The sequence below is a fragment of the Mycoplasmopsis mustelae genome (assembly GCF_004365095.1).
GTDB classification, from domain to species: domain Bacteria; phylum Bacillota_I; class Bacilli_A; order Mycoplasmatales; family Metamycoplasmataceae; genus Mycoplasmopsis; species Mycoplasmopsis mustelae.
Genome location: NZ_SOCN01000005.1, coordinates 1 through 17,713, shown reverse-complemented (window position 1 = coordinate 17,713; position 17,713 = coordinate 1). Strand labels below are relative to the sequence as shown.

Here is a 17,713-nt window from a genome sequence, read left to right as displayed (position 1 = left end):
GTCCTAATTTGTTTGAAAAATAGTATCATCTTATTGTATTATTTTCTATGAAAACTTTTCAATAAATAATTTTTAAAAAGTTGGTTTATTTATTATATATAAATTAACTTTTTGTTATTTATTTTATAAATTCTTATTTTGTATTTTCTGAATTAAAGTGCTGTATATTAAGTAATTTAGGTAAATCTTGTAATATGTTTTGTATATCTGATAAACTCCTTGCGTTTTCCATTTTATCCAGAAGTTTAATATATGGACTATAATCAAAATTATCCGGAATATCTTTAATAAAAGAATTAATAAATTTTATATTATTTTCAAGATATTCATTTATTGCTGCTTTTTGTTCTTCTGGAATTGATGTACCTGTGAGTTTTGAAATGTTATTTACTAAATGAGTGGTAGCACTTTTTATTTTTTGCAAATATTCTTCTTTTGTTACTATCTTTTTAGTATTTGTAATATTTAAAGTTGATGATTGTGTGTTTGTTTTGTTTTGCTGACTACCACCTTCGTCGGCATTTTGAGTTTTTTGGGTTTCTGTTCTCAGTGATTGTTGCTCTGCTGATTTTTCTCCTTGAGTTTCGGTCGAAGTTGTACCACTACCTGTACCAGGAGTTTGTTGACTTCCGCCTGATTGTTGTCCTTGACCGTCATTAGGTGTTTCTTTTTTAGATTCAGTTCCACAAGCAACAGCAATGGCAAGCATTGGAATAGATGTTAAGACACTAAAAGAACCTAAAATTATTTTTTTTAATTTCATCAATACCTCTTTTTGTTTTATAAATTAATATATTAATAATTGTACATAATTTAAGAAAAATGTCTATATAAAACACATAGACATTTAAAATATTTTATTAATAAATTAAAATTTAATTATGAAGCTTTTGCTTGAGAACCACTTTCTGTTGCTGTTGTAGTTGTTGTTGTAGTCTCACTAGTTGCTGCAGGTTTTGTCTCTCCACTTGAACTATCTGATGATGTAGTTTGCTTTGCTGTAGAATTTTCTGAACTTGTACTAGATGTTTGCTCTTGACCGCTAGTTGATGTAGATTCTGTTTTTTGACTAGAACCATCTGTTGCTGTGTTTTGGGTTCCGGTAGAATCTGCTGAACTTGTATTTGGTTGTTTACTTCCTTGATCACTACCAGCTCCGGTTGTTCCTGTTGTTGTTGTTGTTTCACTACTTGTTCCTGGAGTTTTTTGCTCTGCTGATTTTTCTCCTTGAGTTCCGGTTGCAGTTGTTCCACTACCTGTACTAGGAGTTTGTTGGCTTCCAGTCGAAGTTGTTCCACTACCTGTACCAGGAGTTTGTTGACTTCCACCTGATTGTTGTCCTTGACCGTCAGTAGGTGTTTCTTTTTTCGATTCAGTTCCACAAGCAGCTGCGATGGCAATCGTTGAAACTGCTGCTAAAATACTAGCAGAACCTAATAATCATCTTTTTAATTTCATTTCTTATATTCCTTTCTGAAATTATATTCATAATATAATAATATTTATTTTAATATTAATTTATATTAAGATAAGTTAGTTAAGTTTAGTTTTACTAACTTGATATAGCAAATTATCAACACCAAAAGTGAGAATAAATTACCAGGAATTATTATATAAAAAAAGAATTAATAATATACTTAATAAAATATTGTATTTTTTTTTTTTTTTTTGCTATGGCGTAGGCAAAAAAGTTGAATTTCATACTTTTATGATTGAATTTTTATAAAATTAATTTATAAAAGTATGCAAAATTTGCATAAATTTAATTAAAAAAATATTTCGATATTTTGCTTCAAAAAATAAGTATTTATAGATATTGCTCTTCTTTTTTAAAAAATAAGGTAGAATACTATAAGAGCCGACATCGAGTGTGTATATGCTTTGATTGTCAATAGCCTTCATTTACGAAGGTTTTTTTAAATTTTAAGGGACAATAAGGGGTAAATAATGATAGAAATACAAAATTTAAGCAAAATTTTTAGTGATAAAAAATTATTTGAAAATGTTAATTTAAAATTTACTGAAGGTAATACTTATGGTGTTATTGGTGCAAATGGTGCAGGTAAATCAACATTTTTAAAAATTATTTCAGGTCAAATTGAACCAAGTTCGGGCCAAATTTTAAAAGAGAAAAATAAAAGAATTTCAGTTTTGAGCCAGGATCACAACGCTTACGATAATTATAATGTCACAGATGTTGTTATTATGGGAAACACTGATTTATACGCAGTTTTGGAAGAAAAAAATGCAATTTATGCAAATCCAGATGCAACAATGGAAGATTATACTAGAGCCGGCGAATTAGAGGATAAATACGGAGAATTAGGTGGATGAACTGCTGAAAATGACGCACAAGAATTACTTAGTAATTTAGCAATTCCTAAAGAAAAATGAAATGTTGCAATGTCTCAATTAACTGCAAACCAAAAAATTAAGGTTTTATTAGCTAAAGCGTTGTTTGGTAACCCTGATATTTTAATAATGGATGAACCGACCAACCACCTTGATTTACGTTCTATTAAATGGCTAGAAAACTTTTTAATTGACTATCAAAATGTTGTTATCGTAGTAAGCCATGATAGTGATTTTTTGGATTCAATATGTACTCATATTGTAGATATTGATTATAATGAGGCAAAAATTTATACCGGAAACTATAGTTTTTGAAAACAATCATCAGAATTAGCTCGCGAAATGATGAAACAAAGTAATCTTAAAAAAGAAGCACAAATTGAAAAATTAAAGGATTTTATTGCTCGTTTTAGTGCTAACGCATCGAAGTCTAAACAAGCTACAAGTCGTAAAAAAGCATTGGAAAAAATTAGTTTAGATGAAATTAAACCATCAAATCGTAAATATCCATATGTGCGTTGAGATATGAACCGTGATCACGGAAAACAAATTTTAACTGTAGAAGATTTAACTTATATCAACGAAAATGGTGAAACCTTATTTGAAAATGTTTCATTTACCTTGCGTCCTGGTGAAAAAATGGTTATAGTAGGTGATGATGATATTGCCAAAACTCGCTTATTACAATGCTTAGTAGGAGAAAAACAACCTACTAAAGGTAGTGTTCAATGGGGTCAAACTATTACCACTAGTTATTTTCCGAATGATAATTCAAAATACTTTCAAAATGATGAAAATATTTTAGAATGAATTTCAAAGTGACCTTTATTAAATAAAGAAAAAGAAAATAAAGAAAATGATGACGCCAGAATGCGCGGTTTTTTAGGAAGAATGTTATTTAGTAATGATTCTGTATTTAAAAAAGTTGCTGTAACTAGTGGGGGAGAAAAAGCGCGTTTGATGTTCTCGAGAATGATGCTTTTAGAATCTAATTTCATTATTTTAGATCAGCCACTTGATCACCTTGATGCTGAAAGTATCGATTCAGTAATTGAAGGAGTTAAAAACTATAAAGGTGGAGCAATTTTTACAACGTATAACCGAGCATTTGTGAATCAATGTGCTGACATAATTTTAGAACTACAGTCGCCAACAAAAAGCTTCTTATTCCGTGGTAGTTTAGAAGAATATGAGGAAGTAATGTTAGAGAATTAAGGAATTTATGAAATTAATTAAACAAGTCTTGCAAAATTTAGAAAACCAAGAAAATGTTGCACAAAATATCAGTTTTGTTAAAGAATATGTCTTATCAAGTATTGATCGTGGTAAAAATGACATTACTAAAGCATTTAGGTATGCAAATGATGATGAATGATATACCACTAAAGAAGATATACAATTTTTTATTGATAATGCTAAAATACCAAAAGACAAAGTAATTTGATGTCCTTTTGATTTACCTACTTCTAATTTTGTGACTATTTTTAAAAAGAATGGTTATAAAGTTTTGTCTTCACATATTTTTGACGGACAGGACTTTTATCAATATCAACCTAGTAAACATTGAGATATTATTGTAAGTAATCCGCCGTTTCGTAATAAACATAATTTATTAAAAAGACTTTTAGAATTTAATAAACCTTGAGTCTTAATATTTGGTATACAAGCACTAAATAGTGAAAAATTTTGTGATTTTTTACAAAAATTTAAACGAGTGCAATATGTGCATCTCAAACGAAGAATGTGTTTTACTAAGGATTATTTAAATTACGATGTAATGAACTTACAACGACCATCATTTGCAAGTATGTGAATAGCAAATGATTTATTTGATAAAGATATTCAGGTATGAAAAGGTGTTGATTATAAAAAAGACGGAAAGGAATATACATAAAATTGAAAAAAATAAAGATTCTTCTTTCTAAAAATTGATTCGATACGTTACTTAATGAACTTCAAAAAAACGATGAGAATAAAACCTCTGAAAATTTAAAAGATATTATTATAGATACATTAGTTTATAATAACTTGATTCAAGATAAAATAGACACATATTTTGATTGAAAATTTGAGGATTTAAAGTATCAAGGATTGGTAATTCAAAATAATAATTATTTGGTATATTTTACTCAAAAATTAGGAAATAATTTTCGAACAAAAAGTAGAAATACGTTTATTAAACAAAATTCACTACCAATACTAAAGCAATATGAAACAAAAACAAATATCAAAGAGATATTTATAGCATTAAATCCTATTGATTGAATGAACTTGAAAGATAAAAGGAATTTTAAAGTAAATATTTCAGAATCTATTAAATCTGATATTAAACAACTTGTTTTTATGGATTTTCAAATTACAAAATCAATGATGCTTATATTAGATAACAAATTTACGGAAGTTTTAAATGCATATAAGGAAAAAATAAATTTAGTTGAATATATAAAGGAAAAAAATTTATTAAGACAAAAGAACAAGATAAATAAATCTATTATTATTGAGTATCAAAAAAATGATGGTTATATTTTTGTAGATGTTTATGCTAAATTAGATGGAGCAAATAGGCAAGACACATTATTAACTTGTAAGGTTTTATCAAAACTAACTGATGATGAAAAAAATAAAACATTAAATTTTTGATTGCTAAATGATGACAAAATATCATCAAAAATTATGACTGAAATCAATAACTTAGGTTTTATATTTCAAGGAAAAGATCGCAATGATTCAATTTTTGTTGAAGATAATTTAGATTTAAATATAAATAATAAAAATAACTTTTTATTAAGAAACCAAAAATTGCTAAAAGCGAATATTTATAAAAAATACAATGAAATTCTAAATGTTGATGAATGTTTTGCTTGCGATTATAATATCGCTGACAATTTAATTATTTCTCATATTTATAGACATATTGATATACAAAATGAATTTAAAAAAGGTAATATAACATATAATGAGGCTTTTAAATTAACTACAAATGGTGATAATGGTTTTTTGTTTTGTCCTAACCATGATAAAGAGTTTGAAAAAGGTTTATCTATTATATTCACGAAATCATTTAAATCGAACATCGATAAGCACAAACGTAGAATGTTTGGTATATATGAATAGATTTTTTGTTTCTAAAAAACAAGATAATTATTTTATTTTAAATAATGACACTCTTAAACATTTAAGGGTAATTCGCGTCAATGACAAACCTTTTATTTGTGTTTATCAGGAAGAATTTTATGAGTGTGTGCTAGAATTTGAAAAGGCTAAAATAATTAAAAAATTAAGATTAAATAACGAACGAAATAATAAAGTTATTTTAGCGGTGGCTTTAATTAAATATGAACGTTTTGAATGATTGTTACAAAAAGCGGTAGAATTGGGTGTGAGTGAAATCCAACCAATGCTAACCGATTATACAAACGGTGAATTATATCAATATCAAAAATATCAAAAAAGAATACAACGCTTTAAGACTATTATTCAAAACGCAGCAGAACAATCATTTCGTAATAAAATTCCTGAACTTTTAGAACTTAAAAAATTCGATGATGTTATTCAACAACAAAATTTAACTAAATATTTATCGCACGAAAAATTATTGATTAGTGAACAAATTCCACAATCAATCAAAATTGATGTGATGTTTTTAGTTGGGCCTGAGGGCGGGTTTTCAGACTTGGAAATTACTAAAGCTAGAGAAAATAAAGTGCATTTAGTTAGTTTAGGCAAAAGAATTCTAAGAGCAGAGACTGCAGCAATTTTTATGCTTTCTCAATTAAAAATTGACTAAAACTATTTATATATAGATAAAAAAGTTTGATTAAAAGAAATATTAAAAAATATTTAATTTTTTTAGGATGTGTTATAATATTTTAGCACTTTACAAAAATTTGTAAATTTCAATCAAAATCTATAAAATTAACGTAGGAGGTTGTATGAGACAAACAACAATTGTGAATACACAACAAGCAAATAAGAAGTGATTTGTAGTTGACGCAGATGGCCAAGTATTAGGGCGTTTAGCTACATTTGTGGCTTCAGTTTTAAGGGGAAAAAATAAACCAACTTTTACTCCGCATGCTGATATGGGTGATAATGTAATTATTATTAATGCAGAAAAAGTAGTTTTAACAGCTAAAAAAGAAGAACAAAAAATTTATTACTCACACTCAGGATATCCTGGTGGTTTAAAAAGTATAACAGCTGCAAAATTAAGAGTAAAAAGACCTACTGCTTTAATTGAAAAAGCAGTAAGTGGAATGATTCCTCATACAAAACTTGGAAATAAACAACGTCGTAATTTGTTTGTATATGCAGGTCCAGAACATAAACAAGTAGCACAAAATCCGGAAAGATTAGAGGTTAAATAATGGCTAAAAATATTGAATACCGTGGATTGGGTAGAAGAAAATCGTCAGTTGCTCGTGTTAAATTAACACCGGGAACAGGAAAATTCTTAATTAATAAACGTGAAGCTCGCGAATATTTAACATCTGATATTTATTTAAAAGATGCAAATCAGCCCTTTGTTTTAACAGAAACTCAAGGAACTTTTGATGTTTCGGTTATTGTTGCTGGTGGTGGATTAAGTGGTCAAGCCGGGGCGATTAGACTAGGTATTGCTCGAGCATTATTAGAAGCAAGCGCTGATTATCGCGCAGTTCTAAAACAAGCCGGAATGCTTACAAGAGATGCTCGTGCTAAAGAACGTAAGAAGCCAGGATTACGTGCAGCACGTCGTGCAAGACAATTCTCAAAACGTTAATTTTAATTTCAATAATGCTTGATTAATTTACTTTTCGTGGTATAATTGATCAAAGCAACCTATGCGAGCGTAGCTCAGCTGGTTAGAGCACACGACTGATAATCGTGAGGTCGATGGTTCAAGTCCATTCGTTCGCACCATTTCATTTATTGACCAAAAGAAGCGCTGCTTCTTTTTTTTATTTTTGTATAATTCATCTAAGATTAATGTGCAAAAAGGATAAATTAAAACGCATATATTGCTTATATGTAAAGGTTTAATCATATCAATTACATCAAAAAATATTTTTAAGTTTACTTAAAAGAGTTGGTACGTTTGAAAAAAAATTGATATATAAGGATACATTGGTTTGATTTATTTTTAATTTAATTGCATTATAAAAACCACTTAATTTTATACTTTAAGGTTTTATTAATTAAAAATTTAAAAATATAAAAAAGACCAAAAGGCCTTGGTCAATTTCTTGAAATGGTACGTCCTAGAGGATTCGAACCTCTGACCCAATGGTTAAAAGCCATTTGCTCTACCTACTGAGCTAAGGACGCAAAAGTTATGGTGCCCAAGACTGGACTTGAACCAGCACGGTCTTGCGACCGAGGGATTTTAAGTCCCTTGCGTCTACCATTCCGCCACCTGGGCAACATCTTGTTAATTGCTAATTTATTATAGCATAAAAAAAATATTACAAAAATTTTTTCAAAAAGTTTTAGATAAAGTAATGTCAAAAATTCTTATAGATTACACAAGATTTTCAGAGTACAAAAAATAAAAATTAAAAAACTCTATCTTGTGTTTTTTATTAAAACTTATCTTGTGGTAGATAAATATAACCATCAATACTTGTTACATTGGAAATTGATATAAATGCATCAGGATCTATTTTTCTAACATCTTTAATTATGCGATTAACTTGTCTAAATAAGGTGATTGAAGTAACCACATCGATATCATTTTTACTATAACCACCTTTGGCTTTAAATAAACTTACACCGGTAACAATTTTTTTATCACGTTTTATTTTGCGCGCGATTTCTAAAGACATATTCATTGAATAGATTTCTACACGAACTAGTTTGAATTTAGGATATAATTTATTTAAAATAATAATATAAACAATATTAGAGAGAATGGTTGCTACAAAATTTGGTGATAAGTATAATTGAAATGATCATTTTAAACTATTAATTTGTGATAATTTTTCTGCTGATAAATTTCCTGGATTTTTTGAAACGCCATCTAATAATAATGAACCAGGTAATCAAGACCCAATTAATACACCAATTAAAACGATAATGATGTTAATATAGCCAGAAATAGAACCAAAAGATTTTTGCTTTGTATTTGAATATCATTCCCCGATGATTCCGGTAACTCCTGCTGTTCCACCAATAATTTGAATTATTGCAAAAATTCAAGCCAATAAATATCCATAAACAATTGCAAAAATAAATAATGCAATTATATTCCCGCCATCTTTTCAATTTAATGGGATAATTCCGCTAAGCGGTTTTTGTCAATTAGTAAGAGACTTTTGTATTTCAGTATTTGAAAAATCACCAATTAAATACACGTTTCCGATTTTTGGAATAAAACCCAATGAGAATGAAACTACTGATGATACTACTAAAAATAGTACAGTCAAATCCGAAAAGGATTTGCCAATTTTTTTATAACCAAAGATAAAAATAGGAATGCTTAAAATTATATAAGCTAATCAAAATACAAATTGATCTAATAAATTACGTATTACTAATGAAACTGAACCTTCTGATAATAACACCACTAATAGACGTGAAAATGCTTGACCAAATGCTGCTAATCCAAAATTATATATACCAACATTTTTAACTAAAAAAACTGAAATTACACCAAATACAATTGCTGTAATTATAGTTATGCTTAATAATTTTCAAGTTGGCATTTGTGAATAAAAATTACTTAATTTAAGACCAAAATTAGCCATTTTGGTACGTTTGTAGATTGTGTTTTTCTTTACCAAGCGAGTTTTATTTTGATCTTCGCCAACTAATAATTGGCCAATTTCTTCATTTAAAGCTTTTGAACTAAGTTTTGAAACAAAACTTTTGTTTTTATGAATTTTTTCAGCTTCATTAATGGCTGGATCTAAGTTCTCTAAATTTATTTTATTTTCTTGGTTTGAATCTATATTTTCTTGCGACATAAACCCCCTTATACTTGGTAGTAATAAAATTTTACAACATTTTTAAAATCATTTTCCGTATTTAGTTCTTTTTCGGTTCTTTTTCATTAAAATTTATATATTAAAGTAAAGACAATTAAGGTTTTGGAGGATATCGTGCAATCAAAAAAAGTTAAGATTACTATTAAAAATTTAGATAAATTAGAATTCTATATTCAGGATGAAAGTGTTGCAAATGGAGATTATTTTAGCATTAATGATTTATTAAACATTGATACAACAGAATTAGTTGATGTTATCGCAGAATTTAAGCAAAAAATGTCTAAAGCAGCAAAAGAAGAGATAAAAAAAGAATTATTGGGAGAAAATTCTTTTAAAGTAATCAATTCCCCTGAGTATATAAAATTACAAAACGAACAAATCAATAAATTAGAGAAGCTTCAAAAGGAGCATCGTAGAGAGATAGATGAAATTCGTAAAAATTTAAATGAACAATTTAAAAAAGATAAAAAAGAAATTATTGATAGTTTAGAACTCAAGCAGCAAGATTTAATTAATAGTGCTATTGAATTAAATAAGACTCAGTTGGAAAATAAAATTCAAAATCTTAAAAATATTTTAGAAAATAAAGATAAAGATTTTGAAATTCAAAAAAATAAAATTGCATTGGAAATGCAACAAAAATATTTTAGTTTAGAAACACAATATGAAGTTATAAAAAAAGACTTAGAAAATACTGGTAGAGAAAATGAAGAACTAAAACAAAAAAATAATAATCTAATGATTCAAGTTGACACATACAATAAAAGTCGAAACTTTTCATCAACCAAAGAAGTAGGGGAAGTTTTTGAAGATTTTTTATTAAATTTATTAGAAGAAGCTTTTGATTTTGATAATGAAATAGAAATAGAAAAGAGTAATATAGCAAAAGAAGGAAAGAAGCCTGATTTTGAGATAAGATTTCTAAAAAAAGAAAACAATACTAATGTAAAAATGGGGACAGTTATTATAGAAGCAAAAAATAGAAGTACTGAAAAAGGGACTAAAAAAAATAAAGATTTTTTAGATAAATTAGAAAAAGATAGAAGGAATTATCAAGCAGATTACGCAATTTTAGTTACTGAATTAGAACCTGATAAAGAAATTTATATACAGAAAGTTGCTGGTTTTGAAAAAATTTATATAGTTCGTTATAAATTTTTAGTTAATTTAGTGAAACTATTAAGGGACATAATATGACAAAAAAGTCAACTTATAGAAAGTCAAATAGAATTTAATTCTAAGCAAGAAATATTAACTAAATTTGATAAATTTATTAGAGAAAAAATAGAAAAAAATATATTAATTATTTCTAAAAAGATTGAGAGTATGAAAAAATCTGCTGAAACAATTATCGGTGAAGGAGAAAAAATTCGTAAAAAAGCAGACGAAATAGTAAATACATCATTTAGTAAAATTCAAGGAGCACTGAATACTTTTGATAAAAGCGAATTTATAAAAAGTCTTTCTAAACTAGAAAGAAAATCACTTAACAACATTCAAGAATTTGAAGGTTTAGAGATTGAAGATATCAAAGACGAGGATTTAATTGATGTTGAAGAATAATATAAAAATTACTTGAAATATTTTTAAAAGAGTTTTTGGTTACAATCCGGCTTTAATTTGAACCGGAAAAACTTTGTTAGATGAATTAAAAAAAGAAATTCAAAAAAATTCAAATTTACAAATTTATATTGAAACTGATGATGAAGATAATAATGATGAAGAAAAAGCAAATTTTTATGAACTTTTTGAAGAAATTAATAACTTACATGAAATCTCGCTAGAAGTAAAGTCCACAAATGAGAGTTATATAAAAGTATCTAAAGATAATTATGAACGTTATACAAGAGATGCTTTTTTTTGATATTTAAAAAAATATCAAATTCCAGAAAACAATGTTGCTTATATCTCGTCTAAAGCTGATTATACTACAAAACACATAGAAACAATTGAGGCTATTCGGAATCCACATATTGATATAATTTTTTCTGGTAATATTTTGTTAAAACAAAATGAATTTGATTTTGTAGCACCTTTTTTTATATTTGACAAAAAGAGAGAAAAAATAGTTTTGTTAAGTTATACAACTAGAACCAAATTTGAGATGTATTATAAACACTTTTATATTTATAATATTTTCAAGTACAACCAAATAAAGATTTCGGATATGTCAGTTATTATTATCGATCCATTAGTTAAAGTGAATGGAGAAATAAAAAAAGATATTATTAATTTTTATGAATCATATGCGGCAATATCAACTAAATCTATTTCTAAAACCAAAAATAGAAATGCTAGTCCATATCAAGTAGAAATAGATAATTGTTTAAAGAAAAGTGGAGATATTTTACTGCTTAACTCTAAAAATGAATATGATAAACAAAGTAAAAATAATTTTATTTGATCTGTCAAAAGTAAAAAATTTCCTAAAAAATCTAATAAAATAGATTTTTTGTCTACGCAAGAAACAAAATTTAATTGAGATTATAAAAATTTTAAAATTACTGTTTTACAGGACCAAATATCTGAACCGATTTATATAGAAGATTTTCACTTTTATGTTAATTTAGTTACAAAAGCATATAAGGAATTTCAAGAAAAATGCAATTTTGCTGCAATTAAATATTTTTCATCATTTAACGAAGAACAAAGATTTAAAGAAAATCAAAGATGATTAATTGAACCGAGTTTTTATAATCAAAATTTAGATTATTTCGAAATTTCAGATTCTTCTTATATAAACAAAGAAGAAAAACTACTACTATTAAAACTTTATTTAGGTAAAGATTTTGATGATATTTCAATGTCATTTTTTAATAAAAAGAGTAAATTAAGTTTAACTGCATTAGCAACCGAAATGAAACGATTTAACAAAAATGATAATTATTTTAATATTGAAGCATTAAATCAAATCATTAATTTACACCAAAAAGATGCCAAAGTTTGTTGATATGACTATGAAGGTTTTTCGGATTTATACCCACCTTTAGATGGGATTGCACCTTATAATCAAGTAGTAAATCAAGTTTCTGTAATTATTACGCAAAATGGAGTTGAAATAAGTTGCGAAAATATAGTTTTAGATACAAAAGATTTGACAATAAAAGGTTTGGTTGAGGTTATTGAAGCAATTTATGCTAACAAATGTGATAGTTATGTGGTTTATAATAAAACTTACGAGAATACAAGAAATAAAGAAATTGCCAAGCTAGTTGAAAATACATATAAAAAAGATCCAGACTTTAGAGCTTGATTAGATCAAAAATATAACAATCTCAATGATTTTATCATTAAGATTGTTTGAATAAATAATAATACTATTGATTTAGCGGATTGCTTTAGCGCTAAAAACCGTCAAAATGTAAATGTAAATGATTTTGGAAGTTTTACAGAAGTTAATAATGAACTCAAATTAGTAGAAAATAAGAAAGATTTTATAAAAAATAATCTTACTGTATTTAAAAAATTAATTAATATTAATTTTTTAAAATATTATTTTTCAATAAAGAAAATCGAAAAATATATTACTCATATGAATTTAAATCTAAAACATAAAATAATTCCATATAATGAACTAATAATTCAAAAAGGTACTATGGCAATGGAAGAAGCAATTTTAAGATATTTGGGTGCGACAAATGACATCGTTTGAATCAATAATATAGTACCGAATTTAAAAAAATACTGTGAAAACGATGTTAGAGCAATGATTATGGTATATGATTTTATTATGTATCTATTTAGTTTAAAGTTTAAAAACTTAAGTGATTTCGAATATAAATTGATTAATGCAGCTAATACTCAATATATAATAAAAGATTCAAAGTTAACAATCCAAGAAAAAAGTAGAAACTTTTAGCGACTAAATTTAATATTTTGATAAAATAAAAATATATTTGTTTAAAATTAAGGAAAGAAATGAAAAAAGTTATTTTAATAGTTATTGATGGTTTAGGTATTAGAGAAGAAACACAAGGAAATGGATTTGCGCTTGCTGATACCCCGACTTTTGATAAATTGTTTGCAGAATATCCAAATTCTTTAATCCAAGCATCAGGTGAATATGTGGGTTTACCTCAAGGACAAATGGGAAATTCAGAAGTTGGACATCTTAATATTGGCGCAGGTACAATTGTATATACTGGACTATCACTAATAAAAAACGCGTTAAAAAACGGAACTTTTAAAGTAGCACCTGCATTTCAACAAGCATTTACTGATGTTCAAAAGAATAATTCTACACTACATTTAATGGGTCTTTTATCACCTGGTGGTGTACATTCGTTAGAGGACCATTTATTTGAATTATTAGATGCAGCTTACGAAAATGGTTTAAAAAAAGTTTCTGTACACGTTTTTGGAGACGGAAGGGATGTGGCGCCACGATCAATCAAAACATCAATGCAAAAATTACAAAATATTTGTAAAAAATACAACTATCACATTGCTTCTGTTGCTGGAAGATTTTATGCAATGGATAGAGACAAAATGTTTGATCGAATTGAAAAATCTTATCAAGCCCTTTTAGGAAACTGTCAGCATTCATTTACAGATGCAGTTTCATATGTAGAATCGCAATACCATCAAAATATTTCAGATGAATTTTTTGTTCCTGCTATTAATTCGACTTTATCTAAAGAAAGTTTTATTAAAAATGGTGATTCAATTATTTTCTTTAATTTCCGGCCAGATCGCGCAAGACAATTGAGTCATTTATTCGTTGGTTCAAATTTATATGAAAATCAACCAATTGTACCTGTTAAAATAAATAAATTTGTTTCAATGATGAAATATGAAGGCATTAAAACAGAAGTAGCTTTTGATGAAATGCAGATTTCAATGCCAATTGGACGCGTTTTGGAATTGGCTAATAAAAGTCAACTTAGATTAGCAGAAACTCAAAAATATGCACACGTAACTTACTTTATGGATGGTGGAAATGATATTGAGTTTAAGAATTCAAAGCGGATTATGATTGATTCGCTAAAAGTTGAATCATATGCAGATGCGCCTGAAATGTCGGCCCGAGGAATTACTGATGCATTATTAGAAAACGCATTAAATTATGATGTAACTATTATGAATTTTGCTAACCCAGATATGGTAGGACATACAGGAAATTTAAAATCTACAATCAAAGCGGTGTCATTTTTAGATACACAAATTAAACGCATTATTGACTGAAGCACAAAAAATAATATTACTGTATTTATTACCGCAGATCATGGAAATGCAGAAATTACAGAAGATGAAAAAGGAAATCCGGCAACCAAACACACTAGCAGTCCAGTTATGTTGATTTGTAGTGATAAATCGGTTAAATTAAAAAATGGTTGTTTAGCTAATATTGCTCCAACTATTTTAGATTACATTAATGTAGCAAAACCCAAAGAAATGGATGCAGACTCGTTATTAATTAAATAAAACAACACAGCAAAAAGACGTGTTGTTTTATTTTTATAGGTCAATATTTCTTACGTATTTAGCATTACTTTCGATAAATTCTTTGCGAGGAAGCACGTTTTCTCCCATTAATACTTCGAAAACACGATCAGCATGATATGCATCTTCGACTTGAACTTGTAGCATTTTACGATTTTGTGGGTTCATTGTAGTTTCTCAAAGTTGCTCAGGGTCCATTTCCCCTAATCCTTTATATCTTTGAATTGTAATTTTATTGTTTTGATTTAATTTAGAAATAATTTCTTCTTTTTGTTGATCATTAAATGCGTATTCAATAATTTTGCCTTGTTGAATTTTATATAATGGAGGTTGAGCAATATATATAAAACCATATTCAATTAATGGTTTAAAGTAACGATAAAAGAAGGTAAGTAGCAGGGTACGAATGTGCGCACCATCTACGTCGGCATCAGTCATAATTACAATTTTGTGGTATCTTAATTTATTAATATTAAAGGTATCTCCTAAACCAGTTCCTAACGCAGTAATTAAAGACATAATTTCTTCGTTTTCAAAAACACGTTCTTGTCTAGTTTTTTCGACGTTCAAGATTTTTCCGCGAAGTGGTAATATTGCCTGAGTATTACGGTCGCGCCCCATTTTTGCAGAACCACCAGCCGAATTCCCCTCCACTAAGTATAACTCACTAATTTCGGCATTCTTAGTTGAGCAATCTGAAAGTTTTCCGGGTAGCCCGCCACTTTCAAATGCATTTTTACGGCGCGCGTTATCTCTAGCGGCATTTGAAGCGATTCTTCCTTTGCGCGCTGTAATAGCAATATCAATTATTTTTTTAGCCAAATCTGGATTTTCATTTAAAAATCTCTCAAGAGTAGTAGAATAAATTTCATTAACTGCACGTCTTGCATCTTTGGAACCTAATTTAGCTTTTGTTTGTCCCTCAAATTGTGGATCTGGGTGTTTAATAGAAATTATTGCAGTCATTCCTTCAATTAAGTCATCACGAGTAAATTTTTCGCTGTCGTTTTTAAAATAACCTTTATCTTGTGCATAGCTATTAATTAAACGCATAATTGCATCATAAAAACCTGATACGTGTGTTCCACCCTCATTAGTTAAGATGTTGTTGGTATAAGAAATAATATTTGGTCGATATAAATCATATAAATACTGTACTGCGACTTCAACACCAATAATAATATCACTTTGATCTAAATCGTTTTTATATTTATATTCACCTGATGCATAAATAACATCATTATTAACAGATTTATAGCCTTGATTAACTTCTAAAACATAATCAATAATTCCGTTTTCATATTGAAATTCTTGATAACTATTATCACGATGGTCACTGACTGTGACTAATAAGCCTTTATTTAAGTGTGCAATTTGTTTGGTGTGATCAATAATAATGTCTTTGTCAAATTTAATTTTTTCCATAATTTTATAATCTGGATGAAATTGAATTTTTGTTCCGCTTTCATTTGGATCACAACTACCTATAACTTCGGTGGCTTTTAAGGTTTGTCCACCATTATAAAATTCAGCGTAATATATTTTACCATTGCGCTTAACTCATGCTTTCATCGAATCGCTTAGTGCGTTTACAACCGAAGCGCCAACTCCATGAAGACCTCCGCTAACCTTGTAGGCATTAGATTCAAATTTACCACCTGCATTCAATTTGGTTAAGACCACTTCTAGTGCGCTAATTCCAAATTTAGGATGAGTTCCTACCGGAATTCCGCGACCATTATCTTCTACAATAATTTCTTCGTTTTTAGTTATAGTAATATTGATTTTATTAGCAAAACCCGCCATTGCTTCATCGACTGAATTATCTACTATTTCTCAAACCATATGGTGTAAACCGCTTTTTGAAGTACTACCAATATACATTCCTGGGCGTTTGCGAACGTGTTCTAGACCTTCTAAATGCTTAATGTTAGCGGCGTCATAATTGTGTGATTTATTTTCCATAAATTAACCCCTAAAATATTTTGAGATACAAGATACAAAATATTTAGTTTTTAACTAAATATCATATACAAAAGTATAAAGAATTATATCATTTTTATTTAAAAATCGAAGTTAGGTTTTATGAAAGATGTGATTATAATTTTCTTTTCAAAAACCTAATAAGTTATCCTTTGCATATTCTTGTGAATTTAATAACATCTGATAAAAATTTTTACTCCATTGACTATTTATAAAGTACATCTTCTTTGGATTTTGATCTTGAATATAATAAACTCTAGCTCAACCATTTTTGACAAGTAAATTATTAATAGAATTGTTTATTTGTAAATCATTTAAATAAATTACTCCTACAAAGCGATTATATTTATCTTTTTGTAAAATTTGCAAGCTTAAAGTTTGATTATTTAATAAATTTATTAAATATTTCTTTGCTAATTGTGCATAGAAATTTTCGTCTTTAGCTAAAATTTCATCTTTAAAGTCTTTTTGTGTTTCGGGTGTGTCAATACCATACAATCTAACATTATAAATCTTTTTGTTTGTGTCGGTAACCTCTAAAGTATCTCCATCTGTGATTTTAATTAACTCGACAGCAATAATTTTATTGATATATTGTTTTGATTGAAGTATAGGTATTAAAATAACGGGAATTACAACGGGTGATAAAAATCAATATTTATGTTTTCAAATTTTCAATAATACAGTTTTTATGGTTTTCATATTTTATATAGAATAAAAAACAAATAATAAACAAATAATAAACAAAAAAATTTGTTTTAAGAAAAGTTATGGTAACATAATATTGCACTCTTTTGTTAATTTATTGATATTAAAATACATTAATTATGAAAAATGAAAAAAATAAAATTTATTTTGTAAATTTAAATTTTACATTATAATAGTTTAGCGACATTTTAAAAAAGTGTTATAAAAGTTCTTTGAAAACTAGATATATAAAACATGACAGTCAATTTTTTCGAGAGTTTGAT

At 27.5% G+C, this 17,713-nt stretch carries 14 protein-coding genes and 3 tRNA genes; 10 read left to right on the top strand and 7 right to left on the bottom strand.

Features of this window, described 5'->3' with window-relative positions; translation table 4 throughout:
- Positions 1–133: 133 nt before the first annotated feature.
- Both BCF59_RS03465 and BCF59_RS03460 read right to left on the bottom strand, forming a co-directional pair.
- Positions 134–763, bottom strand: coding sequence for a hypothetical protein (locus tag BCF59_RS03465; protein ID WP_134111274.1), 630 nt, complete (start codon positions 761–763; stop codon positions 134–136).
- Between the two features lie 116 nt (positions 764–879).
- Positions 880–1,458, bottom strand: coding sequence for a Vmc-like lipoprotein signal peptide domain-containing protein (locus BCF59_RS03460; protein WP_134111272.1), 579 nt, complete (start codon positions 1,456–1,458; stop codon positions 880–882).
- Between the two features lie 489 nt (positions 1,459–1,947).
- Between BCF59_RS03460 and BCF59_RS03455 the strand changes: the two genes are divergently transcribed.
- The 7 genes from BCF59_RS03455 (at position 1,948) to BCF59_RS03425 (ending at position 7,254) form a co-directional block, all read left to right on the top strand.
- The gene (locus tag BCF59_RS03455; protein WP_134111271.1) at positions 1,948–3,567 is read left to right on the top strand and encodes an ATP-binding cassette domain-containing protein; all 1,620 of its coding nucleotides are present in this window, start codon (positions 1,948–1,950) and stop codon (positions 3,565–3,567) included.
- Positions 3,568–3,574: 7 nt separating this feature from the next.
- The gene (locus tag BCF59_RS03450; protein WP_134111269.1) at positions 3,575–4,246 is read left to right on the top strand and encodes a sugar-phosphate nucleotidyltransferase; all 672 of its coding nucleotides are present in this window, start codon (positions 3,575–3,577) and stop codon (positions 4,244–4,246) included.
- Positions 4,247–4,248: 2 nt separating this feature from the next.
- Entirely contained in the window at positions 4,249–5,466 is a 1,218-nt protein-coding gene (locus BCF59_RS03445) for a hypothetical protein (RefSeq protein WP_134111267.1), read from the top strand.
- Positions 5,459–6,139: a 16S rRNA (uracil(1498)-N(3))-methyltransferase gene (locus BCF59_RS03440; protein WP_134111265.1), complete on the top strand. Its 681-nt coding sequence runs from the start codon at positions 5,459–5,461 to the stop codon at positions 6,137–6,139. Before BCF59_RS03445 ends, BCF59_RS03440 begins: the two co-directional genes overlap by 8 nt.
- A 145-nt stretch (positions 6,140–6,284) precedes the next feature.
- Positions 6,285–6,719: a 50S ribosomal protein L13 gene (gene rplM / locus BCF59_RS03435; RefSeq protein WP_134111263.1), complete on the top strand. Its 435-nt coding sequence runs from the start codon at positions 6,285–6,287 to the stop codon at positions 6,717–6,719.
- Entirely contained in the window at positions 6,719–7,114 is a 396-nt protein-coding gene (gene rpsI / locus BCF59_RS03430; protein WP_134111261.1) for a 30S ribosomal protein S9, read from the top strand. Before rplM ends, rpsI begins: the two co-directional genes overlap by 1 nt.
- Before the next feature lie 63 nt (positions 7,115–7,177).
- A tRNA-Ile gene (locus BCF59_RS03425) sits at positions 7,178–7,254 on the top strand.
- Positions 7,255–7,583: 329 nt separating this feature from the next.
- Here the strand turns inward: BCF59_RS03425 and BCF59_RS03420 are convergent.
- The 3 genes from BCF59_RS03420 to BCF59_RS03410 form a co-directional block, all read right to left on the bottom strand.
- Positions 7,584–7,659: transfer RNA gene (locus BCF59_RS03420), tRNA-Lys, on the bottom strand.
- Positions 7,660–7,667: 8 nt separating this feature from the next.
- Positions 7,668–7,753 (bottom strand) — tRNA-Leu (locus BCF59_RS03415).
- A gap of 160 nt (positions 7,754–7,913) precedes the next feature.
- The gene (locus tag BCF59_RS03410) at positions 7,914–9,296 is read right to left on the bottom strand and encodes a DUF2179 domain-containing protein (RefSeq protein ID WP_134111259.1); all 1,383 of its coding nucleotides are present in this window, start codon (positions 9,294–9,296) and stop codon (positions 7,914–7,916) included.
- A 135-nt stretch (positions 9,297–9,431) separates the two neighbouring features.
- Here BCF59_RS03410 and BCF59_RS03405 point away from each other — a divergent pair, with 135 nt between their 5' ends.
- From BCF59_RS03405 to gpmI, 3 genes are read left to right on the top strand one after another with little or no spacing between them, the layout of a single operon-like run.
- Positions 9,432–10,880: a DUF2130 domain-containing protein gene (locus tag BCF59_RS03405; protein WP_134111257.1), complete on the top strand. Its 1,449-nt coding sequence runs from the start codon at positions 9,432–9,434 to the stop codon at positions 10,878–10,880.
- Positions 10,867–13,176, top strand: coding sequence for a UU173 family protein (locus BCF59_RS03400; RefSeq protein ID WP_134111255.1), 2,310 nt, complete (start codon positions 10,867–10,869; stop codon positions 13,174–13,176). Before BCF59_RS03405 ends, BCF59_RS03400 begins: the two co-directional genes overlap by 14 nt.
- 59 nt (positions 13,177–13,235) lie before the next feature.
- Positions 13,236–14,741: a 2,3-bisphosphoglycerate-independent phosphoglycerate mutase gene (gene gpmI / locus BCF59_RS03395; protein ID WP_134111253.1), complete on the top strand. Its 1,506-nt coding sequence runs from the start codon at positions 13,236–13,238 to the stop codon at positions 14,739–14,741.
- 33 nt (positions 14,742–14,774) lie between these two features.
- Here gpmI and gyrB read toward each other — a convergent pair whose 3' ends face one another.
- Positions 14,775–16,724, bottom strand: a complete 1,950-nt coding sequence (gene gyrB / locus BCF59_RS03390) for a DNA topoisomerase (ATP-hydrolyzing) subunit B (protein WP_134111252.1) — start codon at positions 16,722–16,724, stop codon at positions 14,775–14,777.
- Between the two features lie 111 nt (positions 16,725–16,835).
- Entirely contained in the window at positions 16,836–17,444 is a 609-nt protein-coding gene (locus BCF59_RS03385) for a thermonuclease family protein (RefSeq protein ID WP_134111250.1), read from the bottom strand.
- Between the last annotated feature and the right edge of the window lie 269 nt (positions 17,445–17,713).